The following is a 15927-nucleotide window of genomic DNA, read 5'->3' as shown; positions in this document are numbered from 1 at the left end:
TATTTTTTATTACATTTATTTTGAAGAGAATAATTCAATAGCTTGTTTTATATCAATTACTTGAGTTCGTTCATGTCCTAATATTCTATATACAACTGATTCCCTGTAAGGTTAAATGTGACATTTAACCTTATAGGGAATCTCCTAAACTCCTAGTTACATAAAGAAGAGTTAATTAAATGTGTCAATAATGTTGATGGTGTGAAATTTACTTGTGAAGTAAGTATTCTAATTCGTTTACAGTAAGAATTCTAGGAAGAGTTTCTTAAATAAATAATGATTTACTTTTCTTCCATATATATGCTGAAAATGATGTTACTACCGTTTTATATTATACAAGGTGAAGCAGGAATCCAATAAAGAAACATGCGCTTCCTCCAAGAACAAAAAGATGCCAAATTAAATGATGGTGTGGTATTTTTTCTACAGCATAAAAAATCATTCCGACAGAGTATGTTATACCACCTGCTAATATCCAAAATAATAAACCCTTAGGCGAGAATTCTCTAAGAGGATTCAAGAAGAACACAATCATCCATCCCATTGGTAAATAGAGTAGGTCAGAGAGTAGATGGACCTTTGCAAGAAACACCGATTTCATGATAATCCCTGCAATTGCTAGAGTCCAAATGATTATTAGCATTTGCCATTTAAATGGATTAGGGAGTACGAGCATTGCTATTGGAGTGTAAGTACCTGCGATAAGGAGGTATACTGCAGACTGGTCGAGAACTCTCACAATTGCGTGGTACTTTGGCTTACCTGTGAGCAAGTGTGTTGCAGTTGATGTGAGGTATAATATTATTTGAGCAATTCCATAAATTAGAAATGCAATTTGAGCATAGGTGCTACTACCTGCTTTAATTTCTAGAACAATCAGTGCAATAATCCCCAAGATGATACCAATACCATGAGATAAACTGTTCATACGTTCTTTCTTACTAATCATGTAGAAACCTCCACATTTGTATAATTCATTATATAAATTATTAAGTCTTATTTCTATATTGAAATGATTTTTAAATCTGGAATCTTAAAAAATACGAGGGATGATATAATAACAATTATTAATAAATATTAGTTGAAGCCTATAAACGATAAGATAATTTGGTTATGTAAACTAAACAAAATTATAGAATTATAATTAATAAAACTATCTAAATTAGTTAAGATAATCTAGACTCTGTAATTGTAGATCTTCATGCAACTATTACCAAGAATTAAGCTAAAATTGTTCTTTATATTAAAAAGGAATACTAAGCTCTAACAAAAACTCTCACAAATATGGGGAAAAAAATTCATCCACAAGGGTATAGATTATTATTCAATCTGATAGCATTTAATATCCTTTGAATTAATTATTTATTAACTTAATATTATTTTTATGAAGAGAGAGTATCGATTTTCACATAGAAAAGCGATGATTGCACCAATAAATAAATATATTAGAGCCATTTACGCCATTATAATTAGAGGCGAAAAGCTAGTGTATAATAATAAAAAATCTTTTTCCTTAATCATAATTGACTTTCATTAAAAATTATTCTTCTCAATTTGTTGATTAAATATAATATACTTATTTTAGGATTAAGTGTAATAATAAAATACCATAAAATTATATAAATTCAAAACTAGGACAAGAAAGATTAGCTCTCAATTATGTTTACAATTAGAAGTTAACTGCACCTCCTCAAGTTACCGCTAAATGAGAAGCTTTATTATCACTAGATGAATGACCAACAGTTGTTCTGTTAAATAGATTTGTCATTAAATATATATAGTGCCAAATTTTTTTCTTAACATGTAAAAAAATAAATTAAAAAACTAGTAAATAGATTAGATTTTATAACATTTTAATAATTACGATATTGATAACGAATTAAAATATAATTATTTACTCAAATTATCAAATTGATGATAAAGGTAATGTTTCAAAAGTATCTAGTGCCAGTATATATTGTATAATACAAGGGCGAAACAAGTAAAAGATAGTTCTGACTTTTACAATAAGAGTGAATTCCTAAAAAGCATTAATTTAATGGACTACAGTATGAATAAGGTTACATATACTAATATCACAAAAAAAATATACATACCTATAGCTATTAATTATAGGATTGTAATGTTGAAACAGGTAGAACTGTTTACTCAGGGTCTGAGACTACACAACAGTTATACTTAATCGAAAAAATTAATTCTCGAATTTCTGCTAAATCAAGTACTATTTCTAGTTGGTATCGTGACAAGTATATACGTTTAGGAACAAAATTCTCACCTGATCCAACAAAAGAGCAGATATAAGAATGTTATAATAAAAAAGCTAAGATAATTTCCAATTATGGCGAAATTTCAGAAGCAATTGTAGAAGATAGATTCTAAAAATTTTACTAAATTATATATTAATATTCGGTTTCTTTATTTTACTGAAGCCGAGTATTAAGCTCATAATTTTTAAAAATTACAGTGTCCACTTGACGTGTACCTGTTCAATTTTGCTTTATTTTTTAGCTACTAACCTTCCAACCATTAGAAATAACTTCATCAATAGAATTATAAGTTCCTAATAATTTATCTGTTTCATAGTCATAGATAGGATAAGTATTCTTTAATGCATCATTTAATTTAATATATCCATAACTTCCATCTAGGTTATCCATATTACACCCTTTATTATTTCCTGAAAGATCAAAAGAAAATGCAACAATATCTACTTTTTCTAGAATTTCTCTCGTAAGTTTTTTTTGATCCTTTCTCCATTCTTTCTTTTCCATATAAAACTCCTTATCAACTAGATAAATAGTACCATGTTTAAATAGCTTATGTCAAAAAATATTGTTTATATAATAAAAATATAGGGTAGTGTTTAATTGAATTATCTAATGCGACCTTGCCTATTTTTTTTATAGCTAATTTGGTTACAGTAAATATTGTAAACGAATAAAAGATAGCAGTTAATAATTGAATTGAGTTTAAAAAAATAAGTATCTCTTTTAAAAAATATTTTTTAACTATTAATTATAATTGTGGTATTATTAGAAAATAGGAATTGATGTTAGGATGAAAAAAATTAAAAGAATTCAAGTTGTAAATTTAGTATTAATAGTTATATCGATTTTGGTATTGCCATGGATAACAAATCTTCATGGTTTTACAGGACTCTGTAGATGGAATCCCTTTTATAAAAATATAGTTAGCTATTTATGGGCTTTTAATATACTAATTTTGGTTATTTTTATTATTTCCGTTTTACATTTAAAAAGTAAAAAGATATTAAATGTTTTTAAATGGATTTCAATCAGTCTTTCGTCTTTATTTTGTTTAGTGTTGGTTGGTTTATTTTTTTATTTGACAATCCCAACTTTTTCAAAACCAGATGAAATTTATAGTATTACAGAAGTTAGTAAAAATAATAAATTAAATGAAAAAGAGCCTTTGCTCTCTTTAGCTGTTTCTTCAGATCCACATTGGGGGAGTGAAAGGAGTAATAAAGATGCGAGAGATGAAATACTCAAAAATATTGGAGAATCAGATTACGATGCATTCTTATGTTTAGGGGATATTGCAGAACTTGGTTCAACTGAATCATTTTATAAAGAAGCAGCAAATGATTTCAATAAATATTTGAATGAAACTCCAATCCATGTTGTTTTAGGTAATCATGATGCATTAATTAATGGTACAGGAGTATTTAAAAAATATTTCCAAAAAAATCATGATTATTTCTATAGTCGTATCGATTACGATAATTTACATATAATTACTTTAGATATTTTATGGGATGCTAAAGAATTTGATAAAAATCAAAAGCAATGGCTTATAGAACAATTAGAAGAAATACCAGAAGAGGATATGACAATCGTCCTCTCACATTGTTTTGGCTATAGTTCTGGTTATTTAGATTCTCAAACGGGTATGCAATGGTATGATAATAAAGATGTTATTGAAAAAGTAGCTTCAGTAATTGAAGAATATAATGTTGAACTTATGATAAGTGGACATAATCATTTGATGGAATTATTAAAACATGGAAACACTTATTATGGAATAATTGGCACAATGGGTGGCCATCTTGATAGTCAAAATGATTATACTTCACCTCAATCTATCTGGTTAAATAATAATACTTTTGGATGGCTAGATATCCAAGTTTATGAAAATTTTTTAGAGTTAACATATAAAGATCAAACTGGTAAAAACCTCTATAAGGTTACTGTAGAAAATAACTTATAAGAATGTAAAATATTTTGTAATTATTAGTCTTTTTGAATTTTAATCAATTGGGAGAAAATTTTGAATAAGTCAAAACCATTTTTAATTTATAACGCCTCTATCGTGTATGGAGAATCTTGTAAAATTTTTAACCATTGTGCAATTTTGATTAAAAATTCAATAATTTCTGAAATTTATTTTAATCAAAATGATTATCAAAAACTATTATTAGATGATGATATTTCAACTTTTGATGCTGAAAATAATCTTTTAGGACCAGGTTTGATAGATATGCATATTCACGGTTGTGGAGGGGTTGATACTAGTAGTGAGAATCGTGAAGAAGCTCTTTTTAAAATGGCAAGAATACTTGAGAAAAATGGGATTACTACTTTCCAACCTACATTACTTTATGATTATAAATCATTAGTAGAAATATCTATGACAATCAATAATAACCCTATATTAAAAAATTATATTCCAGGATTATATATTGAAGGGCCTTTTATAAACAAAGATAAAAAGGGTGGTATTCCACTTTCTTGTATTATAGAACCTAATGTTGGTGAATTAAAAAAATTATTAGATATAAAGATAGATAATAAATGTGCAATAAAAACTATGACGATAGCCCCTGAACTTAACAATATTGAATCTATTATTAATATTTTAGAAGCTAATGATATAATTGTAGCACTTGGCCATAGTGATGCTACTATATCTGATATACCCAAATTAAATAAATATCATTTTACTCATCTATTTAATGCTATGAGTGGTATTAGTCATAAAAAGCCTGGATTAGCCATGTATCCATTTATGCAAAAAAATAGTGAGAATATTTCTTGCGAAATAATTGGTGATGGTATCCATATAGCTTATGATACGCTTAAATTTGCATTTAATTGCTTAAATAAAAATCAAATCTGTCTAATTTCTGATTCAATGAAATTTGCTGAAATAGGAAGTGGAACCATGCAATATTGTAATAAAGAAGCATATTGTGATGGAAAAGCTTGTTATTATCGTGATGATGATACTTTAATTGGTTCTTGCACACTAATATTTAAGAGTGCCAAATCCTTATTAGAAAAAAATATAATTACAAAAGAAGATTTTTTTAGGATAGGTTCTGTAAACCCAGCAAGGATTTTAAATTTAACAGATAGAGGATCTATAAAAATTGGCAAAATTGCAGATTTAGTATTAGTTGATTCTTCCTTTAATATTTTGAAAGTATTTAAACAACATTTATAATTTGTTTAAGATATAAAATCAATTTTTAGATAGGTCATTTGAATTTTAGTATTTCCAATACTGATTTGGAGATTTCTTTTTGGTCTAGAGGAGATTCTTCTTCTAAAAAAGATAACAGAGAAGCAAAAAGCCCCCCAACAATAAATGTCCTTTGAACATGATTAAAAGAATCTTTATATTTCCCTTTTGATAAAACAATATTCAAGTATTTTTCAAAAGGGCGGTACATTACCATATGGAGGTTGTTTTTTAGATAAAGTTTGATATCAGATTTTAAAATTTGCCAAAAATTAAAACATTGAACTAAGGCTTGTTCTAAATCAAATTCTTCGCCTTGAAGTGATGAAATATATTCAGAGAATACACGGTCAAAATGAAATTGAAGAATATCTTCCTTCCTATCAAAATTTCTATAAAAAGTAAGTCTTGCTACTCCCGCTTTTTCAGTTATATCAGTAATGGTGATCTGATCATAGGATTTTTCTTTTAATAGTAATAGTAAAGCATCAGCAATCCATTGTTTACTTCTTTCTGATTGTTTCATAGCTTATAACCTCCATAAGTGTAATAAAATCAACTATTTTGTATCTTCTATTCTGGATTTTTATTAATTATAATTGTGTTATTAGTTGTTACAGTTATAACACTTGTTACACTTTTAGTCAAAATTTAGGAGAACCAAATTATGATTTTATTTTTAACTTTACTTAGTGGTATCGCATGGACAATAGTTTATATTGAAGCAATTAGAAAAGGTTTTAAAGATAAAACTTATGCAATGCCGCTTTTTGCATTGGGGCTTAATATTGCATGGGAAGCTATCTATTCTATTACTGGGTTAGCAAATCCAACTATTCAAACGCCAGTTAATTTTATTTGGTGTGGACTTGATGTAGTGATTGTTATTACATATTTTTTATATGGCAAAAAAGAATTTCCTAATAATTCAAAGAAATATTTTATACCATATAGCATACTTGCCTTTGCAACAACCTTTGCAATTCAGATGGCTTTTTACTTACATTTTTCTAGATCAGAAGCAGCTTCATATTCAGCATTTTTGCAAAATGCAGCGATGTCGATACTATTTTTAACAATGATATTTCAACGTCAAAGCAAAAAAGGTCAATCTGTACTTCTTGCTGTTGCTAAATGGATAGGTACTCTTGCTCCCGTTATAAGTTTTGGTTTGTTAAAGGAATTCAATATATTTGTTTTGATAACAGGGATTATATGTAGTGTGTTTGATATTATTTATATCGTTGTATTAGTCAAATGGGATTCCATCAAAACTTCTACAAAAACATCACAATTTTAAGGTGAAACTGAAGTGACAATTTTATATTTTACTGCAACAGGAAATAGTCTATACGTGGCGAAACGGTTAGGTGGAACTTTATTTTCAGTTCCTCAACAAATTAAACTAGAAAATTTTGTATATAAAGATGACAAGATTGGAATAATATTTCCAGTATATGGACTATCGATTCCAAAGTATATTGAAAACTTTATTAGCAAATGTACCTTTGAGACAAAATATCTTTATGCAATTATGACTTATGGTCAATATGCGGGAGGAGTAACAGGCTGTCTTAATGAGATTGCAAGGAAAAATAGTCTAGAGTTTTCATATATTAATTCTGTAAAAATGATTGATAATTGGTTGCCTGGATATAGAATGGAAGATCAGATAGGTTCTGTAGGTGAAAAAGATGTAAACGGCCAGATTGAGAAAATAATAAGCGATATTAATTCTAATGTGTGTTGGCAAAAAAGAGATAGTAGTATTGATAGATTTGCAACATCTATTTTAAAAAAAATGAAACCGACAAAGAAAAAGAAAGTAAGAATTCACACAGAAGGTTTGAAAGTATCTGATTATTTTTTCATTGATAATTCGTGTATAGAATGCAGTATATGTACGAAAGTCTGTCCCGTAAGTAATGTTGAATTAAAGAATTCAAAACCTTTTTTCAAAGATAAATGCATCAGTTGCCTAGCCTGTGTACAAAATTGTCCGAAAAAGGCGATTAGGGTAAAAGGTGAAAAAAGTCATGAGAGATATAGAAATTCAGAAATAAGCTTACAAGAAATAGTTGAATCTAATAATAGAACTGATAAATAGCGATAAATAATACAATAAGATTAGGAGTAATTAGGATGACAATATTTGATAAATACTTTACTTTGTGGGACTCTGCTCTTTTAGATGAGTCTGCATTTAATGAATTGATGGACTTATTTGCTGATGATGTAGTGGTTAAAGCACCTCAAGGCGAAGTGAAAGGTAAAGATAAATTAGGATTCGGTATTAAAGAAACACTAAAAAATTATTTTTCTATGAAACATGTTTGGAAAGAAAAAAACACAGATTATGGGCTAAAAGCGACATGGGCAGTTGTTCATGAATTGAAAAGTGGAGAAATGCATGCTGCCGTAGGTGTTGATATTATCCAACTCAATGAATCTGGAAGAATAAAGCATTTAGAAATTAGACCGGAACAAAATATAACGAAAAAAATCCAATAATATTATTCTGCAATAAAGCAGGGTAGTCTTTTGTTTTTTTCTGAAATTGATAATAAAAAAAGGAGGAGTGGTATGGATAATGCAGAAACAGTTTATGTAAAACTGCATAAAATATATGCGGGGAGGTTAAAACTCGGTGCCGAAAGCGTTCCTGTTGAGTTTTATCTTATTGAGCATAAAAAAGGAATAATACTCTTTGATACTGGTATGCCTAGAGAATGTATGGATAATCTCTCTGAATATTGGGGCGAGATGATAGCTAGTATGTCTGAAGTTGATATGACAGAGAATGAGTTAGTAGTAAATGCTATTAATAACCTTGGGTTTCAAGCTGAAGATATTAAATATGTCATTCAAAGCCATCTTCACTTAGATCATAGTGGAGGTATTGGATTATTTCCAAATGCAAACTATATAGTACAGCAAAGCGAATGGGCTGCAGCACATGATTCCAAATATCCTTTTCCCATTAATCAACTTTACATACACGAAGATTTTGATAAACCAGTAAATTGGAAATTCCTTAAAGGAATTGATGAAGATTGCTATGATCTGTTTGATGATGGATCTGTAATAGTTTGGTTTACTCCAGGTCATACACCAGGGCATCAAAGTTTAGTGATAAATACTAAAAACCACGGACATATTTTATTAACAGGAGATGCCTGTAACGACTATGCCACTTTACAAGGGGAAACAGGTTTTTCTTTGTGCTGGAATGAAGAAGAGTGTATAAAATCATTGAAGCGTATTCAAAAAGCAAAAAAAGATGGTTGGTTGCTTCTCTTTCCACATGATTCAAAGAATTGGAATAAAAATGAAAAATATTACGATTAATTTATAAGGAGGATAATTTTATGAAATTATTAAAAGACAAAGTAGCTATTGTAACTGGTGGAGCAAGTGGTATGGGTGCTGCCTATGCAAAACGTTTTATTGAAGAAGGGGCAAAGGTAATCTTTACTGATATCAATGAAGAACTCGGAACAGCTTATCAAGTTGAGTTGGGAAATCAAGCAGAATTCTATAAACATGATGTAGCTGATGAACAGCAATGGAAAGATCTTGCTTCGTTGGTTAAAGAAAAATATGGCCATGTTGATGTTTTAGTAAATAATGCAGGTATTGGTGGTAACAAACCTATTCTAGATTTTCCAGTAGAGTTATATATGCGTGTAGTTTCAGTAGACCAAGTTTCCGTACTTTTAGGTATGAAATATATTGGTGGTTTAATGGCAAAACAAGGCAGCGGATCTATTATCAATATTGCTTCCACAAGTGGTCTTGATGGACAGATATTTGGTGCGGCATATTGTAGTGCTAAATGGGCTGTTAGAGCTCTATCAAAAACTGGAGCACTCGAGTTTGCAAAATACAAGGTTCGTGTAAATTGCTTACTTCCCGGTTTCGTAGATACCCCTTTAGTTTCTGCTCCTGAATATGCACAACTAAGAGCAAATTATGAAACGACAATTCCTCTTGGTAGAGCAGGTAAAGTCTCTGAAATTGCCGAGGCCTGTTTATTTCTTGCTTCAGATATGTCAAGCTATTGTAATGGCACAGAGTTAGTAGTTGATGGCGGATTAAGTTCCAATGCCCACGCATATTCTGATTATATGATTCGCAATTTAAAAATGTGGTAATTGTGAAACATATTTAAAGCATATTATTGTGGCGTATTGAAGTTTATTACTCAACCAACAATAGCAGTGATATCTTATACTAAATTTTACAAAGGTTTTGTGGTAAACGGAACTTGTGTCTGTGGCTATTTTTGTACCTTATCTAAGTTTTGGATAAGGTACATGCTATTATACAACTTATGAAGATGTTTAATTTAAATACATATAAGATATAGCAATGTATAAAGCTATAAAGAGCACCTTTAAATATAATTACCTTAATAGAATTCATTAAGAGTAAGAAACAATAACCGATAACTATAGATATAGAAATTTTATTTGTTCATTAACCTTAGGAAGAAAAAGAAGCACAATTAGCAAAGACACAAAACTAAAGGGTGCTTTCGAAGCAAAAGATAAAACAGAGTTCATTACCAAAGCTTATGGTAAATCTCAGCTTGAATTAGAGCTCTTAAAAAAAAAGATGAATTTATCTAATTAGATCTTTGCGAACTTATTACTCCAGGTCTTAAATATTTTTCATTTGGACATACTATTGAATGTTCAATAAGTGAGCAATGTAACATATTAGATATAAGTAGAAGTCACTATTATGATTTGTTAAATCATCATATAGAAAGAGAAGTAAAATATAAAGAAAAAAATTAAATATAAAAGAGCAAAGATTATAAACCTATTCCTTTTTTAGGCTATAGAAAAATATCGACCATTTTAATAAAATAAGGGTATAAATGGGCAACAGATATTACTTATATAGCATTACCTCATGGATTTGTATACCTATGTGCAATAATAGATCTTAACAGTCGTAAAATACTTTCATGGAAATTAAGTAATACAATGGACGTATATTTTTGCATTGAATGTTAATAGAAATCTATAGAAATTTATGGGGTTCCATCAATTTTTAATAGTGACCAAGATAGTCAATTTTCCTCAAATGAAATCTATTATAATTCATTTACTGGTGCATTGAAAAAAGAGGGAAAACTACTGAAATATTCGTGAAATATTTTAGAAAGTGTCTTGATTAGCTGCTTCCTAAACTTAGCCTAAAATATACATAGTGATTAATTTAATTTTGATCTGTTGTATTAATTATTAAACCGCAAAAAATAAGAAAGATTCCAATAAGAGTATTTATAGTGTAGGTTTCTTTTAATAATAGAATTCCTAAGAGTGAAGCTGTAAGAGGTTCAGCTAAAGTATAGGTAATAGCCTTTGTTGAAGAAGTTTTTTTCAACCCTATAGCAAAAAGAGTATATGAGAGACTAGTAGCTATAACTCCTAAATGAAATAAGGGTAGAATTTCATTAATGCTAATTTGATACGAATTCCTATATATAAATAATATGGGAGATAGACAAATTGCTCCAAAGAAAAATATCATACCATTAGTTTTAATTCTAGAATTATTTTTGTATGCAGTTTTGGAATTTAAAACAAAAAGAGCATAACAAAGGCCAGCAGATAAGGAACATACAACTCCAAAAATATCAAAGCTGGTATTGTTTTTATTATAAAAAATAAATATACAACCAGCTATTGAAATAATAGTTGCTATTATCCATTTCTTAGAAATTTTTATATCCAATATCTTATTAATGATTCCAGTAAATATTGGTGCACTTGAGATTGCTAAAATTGTACCTAGGGCAACTGATAATCTTGATACTCCTAAAAAGAAAAAAGGTTGATAAAAGGCTATACAAATAGATGAAATAAATATTGATTTTATATTTCTTAAATCTTTAAATTTATTTGTTTTATCAAAAAAAGATAAGATAAATAAAAAACTACCTCCAATAAGCATTCTAAATGTTGCCACAACTAAAGGAGGCATTTGATCAGATAAAAAAACTTGAGAGGTTCCTGTAGTTCCCCATAATACAGCACTTAATATGATTAAAAAAGAAGAATAGTTCATAAAGTATTGATAATAATCAAAGATTTAAAAAAAAACTAGCCTAAATTTAAAATTTAAAATACTTACCTGAATCCGTATAGAATACAAAATAAGTAAAATATATCAACATATGTATAGTAAATTATAGACTAAAAAAGCCTCTTATGTTACAATTAAATTATCACAAAAAACGTAACAGGAGAGGCCAAATGATTGATTTTGATTCTACAACAATTACACTAGAGAGTAAAGCAGGTTTAAACTTAATTTCTAAAATTTTAACATTTGCAATGATGAAAGTTAATGATAATGCTGAATATGATTTGGATACCCTTAAATCTAAAAGTCTTTTAGAAAATGAAACTATATATAAAACCTTAGTTGGTTTAAACTCTATGGGATTTACTAATTTTTCTGATGTAGAGCAATTTAGAAATAATGAAGTATTTAAAGAATGTTTAAATCTTAAATTCACTCCTGCTCAAGAAACACTAAGATTGTATTTAGAGAAAGAACGTAGTGCAAATTTTATTGAACATTGTAATTTAGTTAATATTGAATTACTAAAGAAAGTTTCTTTCCCATGTGAAAAGATAAGTGAAAAATATATTCCATTAGATTTTGATGTAACACCTATGATTAATCCTAAATGCAATAAAGAAGAATGTTCTAGAACATATAAAGGGGAAGATGGGTTTGCACCACTTATGAGTTACTTAGGCTCTTATTGTATTGGAGCTGAACTTAGACCTGGAAAACAACATTCTCAAAAAGATTCAATACCGTTTGTTCAAAAGGTATTGGATAATGCTAAAGAGATACTTACTTTAGAAGATTATAGTAAAGTGTTGTGTAGATTTGATAGTGGTCATGATAGTGTAGAAACTATTAATGTACTTGATAAAAATAATGTTAACTTTATTATCAAGAAAAAATGTAGAAGAAACGACTATTCACAAGATTTATTAGAAAGAGCTAAATCATTATATGATAAAAAGATATCATATGATTATAGACAAACAACTGTATACTATGGTTATTTTACCCAAATGTATCCAGTAGGAAAAGAAAATGTTACAAATAAGGCTCAAATAGCATTTAAGATAAAAGAGATTTATGAAGATAAAAAAGGTAATATATTATTATTTCCAGAAATAGAAGTAGAGCTTTATTGGACTAACCTTATTGAAGATGCAATAACAGTAGTTAATCTATATCATGATCATGCAACAAGTGAACAATATCATAGTGAAATAAAAACTGATTTAAACTTTGAAAGATTAGCATCTGGTAAATATAGAGTAAATGAAATGTTATTAGCAGCTATTACTAATGCTTATAACATTTTGAGAATAATTGGAGATATTACATTATTAAATCAATTCTATTTACCTGAAGGAACTAAGGGTAATAAAGATAGAATTAGAATGAAGACAATATTAAGAGATATTATTTATACTAGTGCCAGATATATGAGAAAAGGAAGAAATAAAGTGCTTCGACTCTATAAGAATAATCCTTGGACAGGGTTGTTATTAAGAATTGATAAATTTATTAACATATATTTTCCGCTTTCTGTTTAACACTCAAATAATATAAATACAAAACAACAGAAATAATACTTCTAATATCAATTAGAAGAGTTTAGTATGACTGAAAAAAGTTGTATTTGGAAAAAATTAAAAATATTATTCTTTCTTCTATCAAAATAATGGAATAAAATGTAAAAATAGAAATTGCTAAAACAAATAGACAAGATAAAATCCGTACAACAAAATAATTCAATTATAAAATAGCCAAAAATTAGCTATAATTATCAATTATTAAGATTTATACGGATTTAGGACTTAGATATTTATTCTTTATTATAATACATTTAAATTTAAAATGAAGCTTTTGTAGCTAAAAATTTTAATTTATTACTCTCAATCAGATTTTATTATATTATTAAGACTAAATGAAATTGATGGTGTGATAAAACATTTAAGTGTTTTTGGTACAAAATAATAATTATGCCCATTTAATCTAATTAAGCTTGTTTTGTAATCAACGTTTTATAACAAGAGTATTTAATACTTCTTTTTTATATGAAGATACAGTTGGGGTTGTATTGGATATCTCGAGTAAGAATGTAAAATATTAGCAAAATATTGTAATAAAATAATGTACTTTAGAATAAAAATCATGTAAACTAAAATTAATTTTATTAGAAAACTAAGAGGTTTTGTATGTATGTAAATTCAATTGTATTAATTGTTTCATTATTGATAGTAATCGCTATTCTTTTTGTTATTTTTTTAGCAATTAGAAATTTTATTTGTTGGTATTATAAAATAAATATAAATATCAAATTACTTGAAAGTATAAATAATAAGTTAGAGTTTCTTTCTAAGCAGAACTTCCCAGACGAATATAGTGAATTTGAAAAATCTTTATGTTCAAAATGTGGAAATAAAATTGAAGGGGTGAACTATTATTGCTCTAATTGTGATGAACATTATTGTCATGATTGTATTTTAGCTGGAGCAAAATGTCCTAAATGTAAATCTCGTTTGAGTAATTAATTTAGAGTAAAAATTGTTGTTCAGAGTTTTTATTTATTGTTAATTAACTTGCATGATAAATACAACGATGGTATTATTTAATTATGTTATTTTGAGTGAAATAGTAAAGGTTAAGTTAAAAATATCTAAGATTGCACTTTTTATAAATTTATTAACAAGTTTTAACAAAAAAACATTAGAAGAATTTATTAGGACAGAAAGAAATATAGTTATTCTTTTTTGTGATAAATTGATACAGTAAGTAAATTATCTTTAGGAAACTAAATTGAGTATAAATCATAATGAAATTTTATTTTTTGGAGCTAGATTTAAAAGAGGTTGTTTAGGAGCAATATTATTAACTTTTACTTTTTTTATTTTAAATTGTTTTGTAAGTTAAGTGTCTAATTCATGTTTTTATTTTCTGTTTTAAATTTGGTAGTGTAAGAACTAGTTTAAAATGTCTGATAGAGATATTAATTTAGAATTTAAGAAAAACTGCAAGAAGAAATTCTAGTAAGAAATCTAAAAACACTTAATAAACCCTATTGAATAAGTTTTTTGTTTTATTATTTAAGATAGAGTCATTTCATATTTTATTCTTGCAAATTCATTGTTTATATATTTCAAATGTAAATAAATCTATTTTTTTGGGACCTTTTTGAGACTTTTTCTTTTGTAGTACAAGATTATAGACGATAGCATTTAACACAAAGAGGTACCAAATGAACCGTGCAACAAATATTATATCCATTATTATATTGTTATTTACTCCCTTATTTTTTTATTCATGTGATAAAAAAACTTTAGAAGAAAAAGATAATCTAGTACTTGATGAAGTTTCAGCAGCCACTGATTATACTCAAGTGGTATCCACCGCTGTTGAAATCAAAGAAGCTGCATTGCGTGATCGTGTGCTAGCTAGTGGGACCATTCAAGGTATTAAAGAAGTAAATGTCAAAGCCCGCGCTTCAGGTGTTATTAAGTCTATCGATTTTAATTTGGGATCAAAAGTAGAAAAAGACCAAGTCCTTTTGGTTTTGGATGATACTATTCCATTATTGAATTTCAGCCAATTGAAAAACAATTATGAAAATAGCCTTAAAGAACTTAAAGCCAATAAGCAACTTTATGAACGTGGTGCTATTTCTCTTGTTCAGTTGACCCAAACACAAAGCAGTGTTGATGGGCTTGCTGCTCAACTTGAGCAAGTGAAAACTAATTTACAAAATACCAAAATAACAACTCCAATAGCTGGTAGTGTTGCTGAGAAAAACAATCTTGTTGTTGGTGATCTCATACAAGCAGGTGAGCAAATTGTGCGTGTTGTAGATCTTGAGAACCTTCGCCTAACCGTAGCTGTAGGGCAGACTCAACTTTTTCTTATTAAGGAAGGTGCCCCAGCTCTTGTAACAATTAAGACACCTACAGAGGTTATCGAGGCTGAAGGTAAGGTAAGTGGTATTAGTGCTAGCAGTGATTCTAGTACAGGAAGTTGGTCGGTATTAGTTGATTTCACAAATCCAAAACCATCTATAATTAAAGCAGGTATAAGCGCAGATGTAATTATTTTCAATGAGGAGGCTCCCATTTATACTTTGGTTCCTAATTCAGCAATGGTTTATAGAAATGGAGTAACCTCAGTCTATTTGGTAGAAGGTGATAATGCAAAACAGGTTAATGTAAAAATAGTTGACCAGTATGGAGACCAAAGTGCCATAGAAAGTCTTGATGAAGATATCACCCTAGTAGGAAAGAAAGTCCTTGTAAGTGCTCTCTCTCGTATTTTGGATGGAACCTCTGTCGTAACTCAAGATAACTAATAAAGGAACCTATTATG

At 28.3% G+C, this 15927-nt stretch carries 14 protein-coding genes and 1 pseudogene; 11 read left to right on the top strand and 4 right to left on the bottom strand.

Going from position 1 to position 15927, the window contains the following annotated elements:
* Window positions 1–331: 331 nt before the first annotated feature.
* Window positions 332–949: a PAQR family membrane homeostasis protein TrhA gene (gene trhA, locus ACZ5SO_RS08430; RefSeq protein WP_464624005.1), complete on the bottom strand. Its 618-nt coding sequence runs from the start codon at window positions 947–949 to the stop codon at window positions 332–334.
* Between the two features lie 1555 nt (window positions 950–2504).
* Window positions 2505–2771 (bottom strand): hypothetical protein, encoded by a 267-nt coding sequence (locus ACZ5SO_RS08425; RefSeq protein ID WP_464624004.1) that lies wholly within the window; start codon window positions 2769–2771, stop codon window positions 2505–2507.
* Between the two features lie 286 nt (window positions 2772–3057).
* On the opposite strand from ACZ5SO_RS08425, the gene ACZ5SO_RS08420 reads away from it, so the two are divergent.
* Together ACZ5SO_RS08420 and nagA are read left to right on the top strand one after the other, a co-directional pair.
* Window positions 3058–4230, top strand: a complete 1173-nt coding sequence (locus ACZ5SO_RS08420; protein WP_464624003.1) for a metallophosphoesterase family protein — start codon at window positions 3058–3060, stop codon at window positions 4228–4230.
* A 60-nt stretch (window positions 4231–4290) separates the two neighbouring features.
* Window positions 4291–5466, top strand: a complete 1176-nt coding sequence (nagA, locus tag ACZ5SO_RS08415; RefSeq protein WP_464624002.1) for an N-acetylglucosamine-6-phosphate deacetylase — start codon at window positions 4291–4293, stop codon at window positions 5464–5466.
* Window positions 5467–5500: 34 nt separating this feature from the next.
* Here the strand turns inward: nagA and ACZ5SO_RS08410 are convergent, their stop codons facing one another.
* Window positions 5501–6010 carry a TetR/AcrR family transcriptional regulator gene (locus tag ACZ5SO_RS08410; protein WP_464624001.1) on the bottom strand — a complete coding sequence of 170 codons (510 nt, stop codon included), beginning with the start codon at window positions 6008–6010 and terminating at the stop codon, window positions 5501–5503.
* A 141-nt stretch (window positions 6011–6151) separates the two neighbouring features.
* On the opposite strand from ACZ5SO_RS08410, the gene ACZ5SO_RS08405 reads away from it, so the two are divergent.
* The 6 genes and pseudogenes from ACZ5SO_RS08405 to ACZ5SO_RS08380 all read left to right on the top strand — a co-directional run.
* Entirely contained in the window at window positions 6152–6784 is a 633-nt protein-coding gene (locus ACZ5SO_RS08405; protein WP_464624000.1) for a transmembrane-type terpene cyclase, read from the top strand.
* A 12-nt stretch (window positions 6785–6796) separates the two neighbouring features.
* Complete coding sequence (locus ACZ5SO_RS08400; RefSeq protein ID WP_464623999.1) at window positions 6797–7591, top strand: EFR1 family ferrodoxin; 795 nt, start codon at window positions 6797–6799, stop codon at window positions 7589–7591.
* Between the two features lie 35 nt (window positions 7592–7626).
* The gene (locus ACZ5SO_RS08395; protein ID WP_464623998.1) at window positions 7627–7995 is read left to right on the top strand and encodes a hypothetical protein; all 369 of its coding nucleotides are present in this window, start codon (window positions 7627–7629) and stop codon (window positions 7993–7995) included.
* A gap of 72 nt (window positions 7996–8067) precedes the next feature.
* Window positions 8068–8832: an N-acyl homoserine lactonase family protein gene (locus tag ACZ5SO_RS08390; RefSeq protein ID WP_464623997.1), complete on the top strand. Its 765-nt coding sequence runs from the start codon at window positions 8068–8070 to the stop codon at window positions 8830–8832.
* A 20-nt stretch (window positions 8833–8852) separates the two neighbouring features.
* A complete protein-coding gene (locus tag ACZ5SO_RS08385) occupies window positions 8853–9638 on the top strand; it encodes an SDR family NAD(P)-dependent oxidoreductase (protein WP_464623996.1) in 786 nt (261 codons plus the stop codon).
* A gap of 732 nt (window positions 9639–10370) precedes the next feature.
* A pseudogene (locus ACZ5SO_RS08380) lies at window positions 10371–10583 on the top strand (DDE-type integrase/transposase/recombinase); the annotation flags it as partial.
* A 130-nt stretch (window positions 10584–10713) separates the two neighbouring features.
* On the opposite strand, the gene ACZ5SO_RS08375 reads toward ACZ5SO_RS08380, so the two are convergent.
* A complete protein-coding gene (locus ACZ5SO_RS08375; RefSeq protein WP_464623995.1) occupies window positions 10714–11565 on the bottom strand; it encodes a DMT family transporter in 852 nt (283 codons plus the stop codon).
* Between the two features lie 188 nt (window positions 11566–11753).
* On the opposite strand from ACZ5SO_RS08375, the gene ACZ5SO_RS08370 reads away from it, so the two are divergent.
* The 3 genes from ACZ5SO_RS08370 to ACZ5SO_RS08360 all read left to right on the top strand — a co-directional run bounded on the left by ACZ5SO_RS08370 (window position 11754) and on the right by ACZ5SO_RS08360 (window position 15910).
* Complete coding sequence (locus ACZ5SO_RS08370) at window positions 11754–13127, top strand: IS1380 family transposase (RefSeq protein WP_464623994.1); 1374 nt, start codon at window positions 11754–11756, stop codon at window positions 13125–13127.
* 645 nt (window positions 13128–13772) lie between these two features.
* Entirely contained in the window at window positions 13773–14108 is a 336-nt protein-coding gene (locus ACZ5SO_RS08365; RefSeq protein WP_464623993.1) for a hypothetical protein, read from the top strand.
* Window positions 14109–14812: 704 nt separating this feature from the next.
* Complete coding sequence (locus tag ACZ5SO_RS08360; protein ID WP_464623992.1) at window positions 14813–15910, top strand: efflux RND transporter periplasmic adaptor subunit; 1098 nt, start codon at window positions 14813–14815, stop codon at window positions 15908–15910.
* The last annotated feature ends 17 nt before the right edge of the window (window positions 15911–15927 follow it).

Source organism: Pleomorphochaeta naphthae (assembly GCF_055396005.1).
This window is presented reverse-complemented; position numbering and strand designations above follow the sequence as displayed.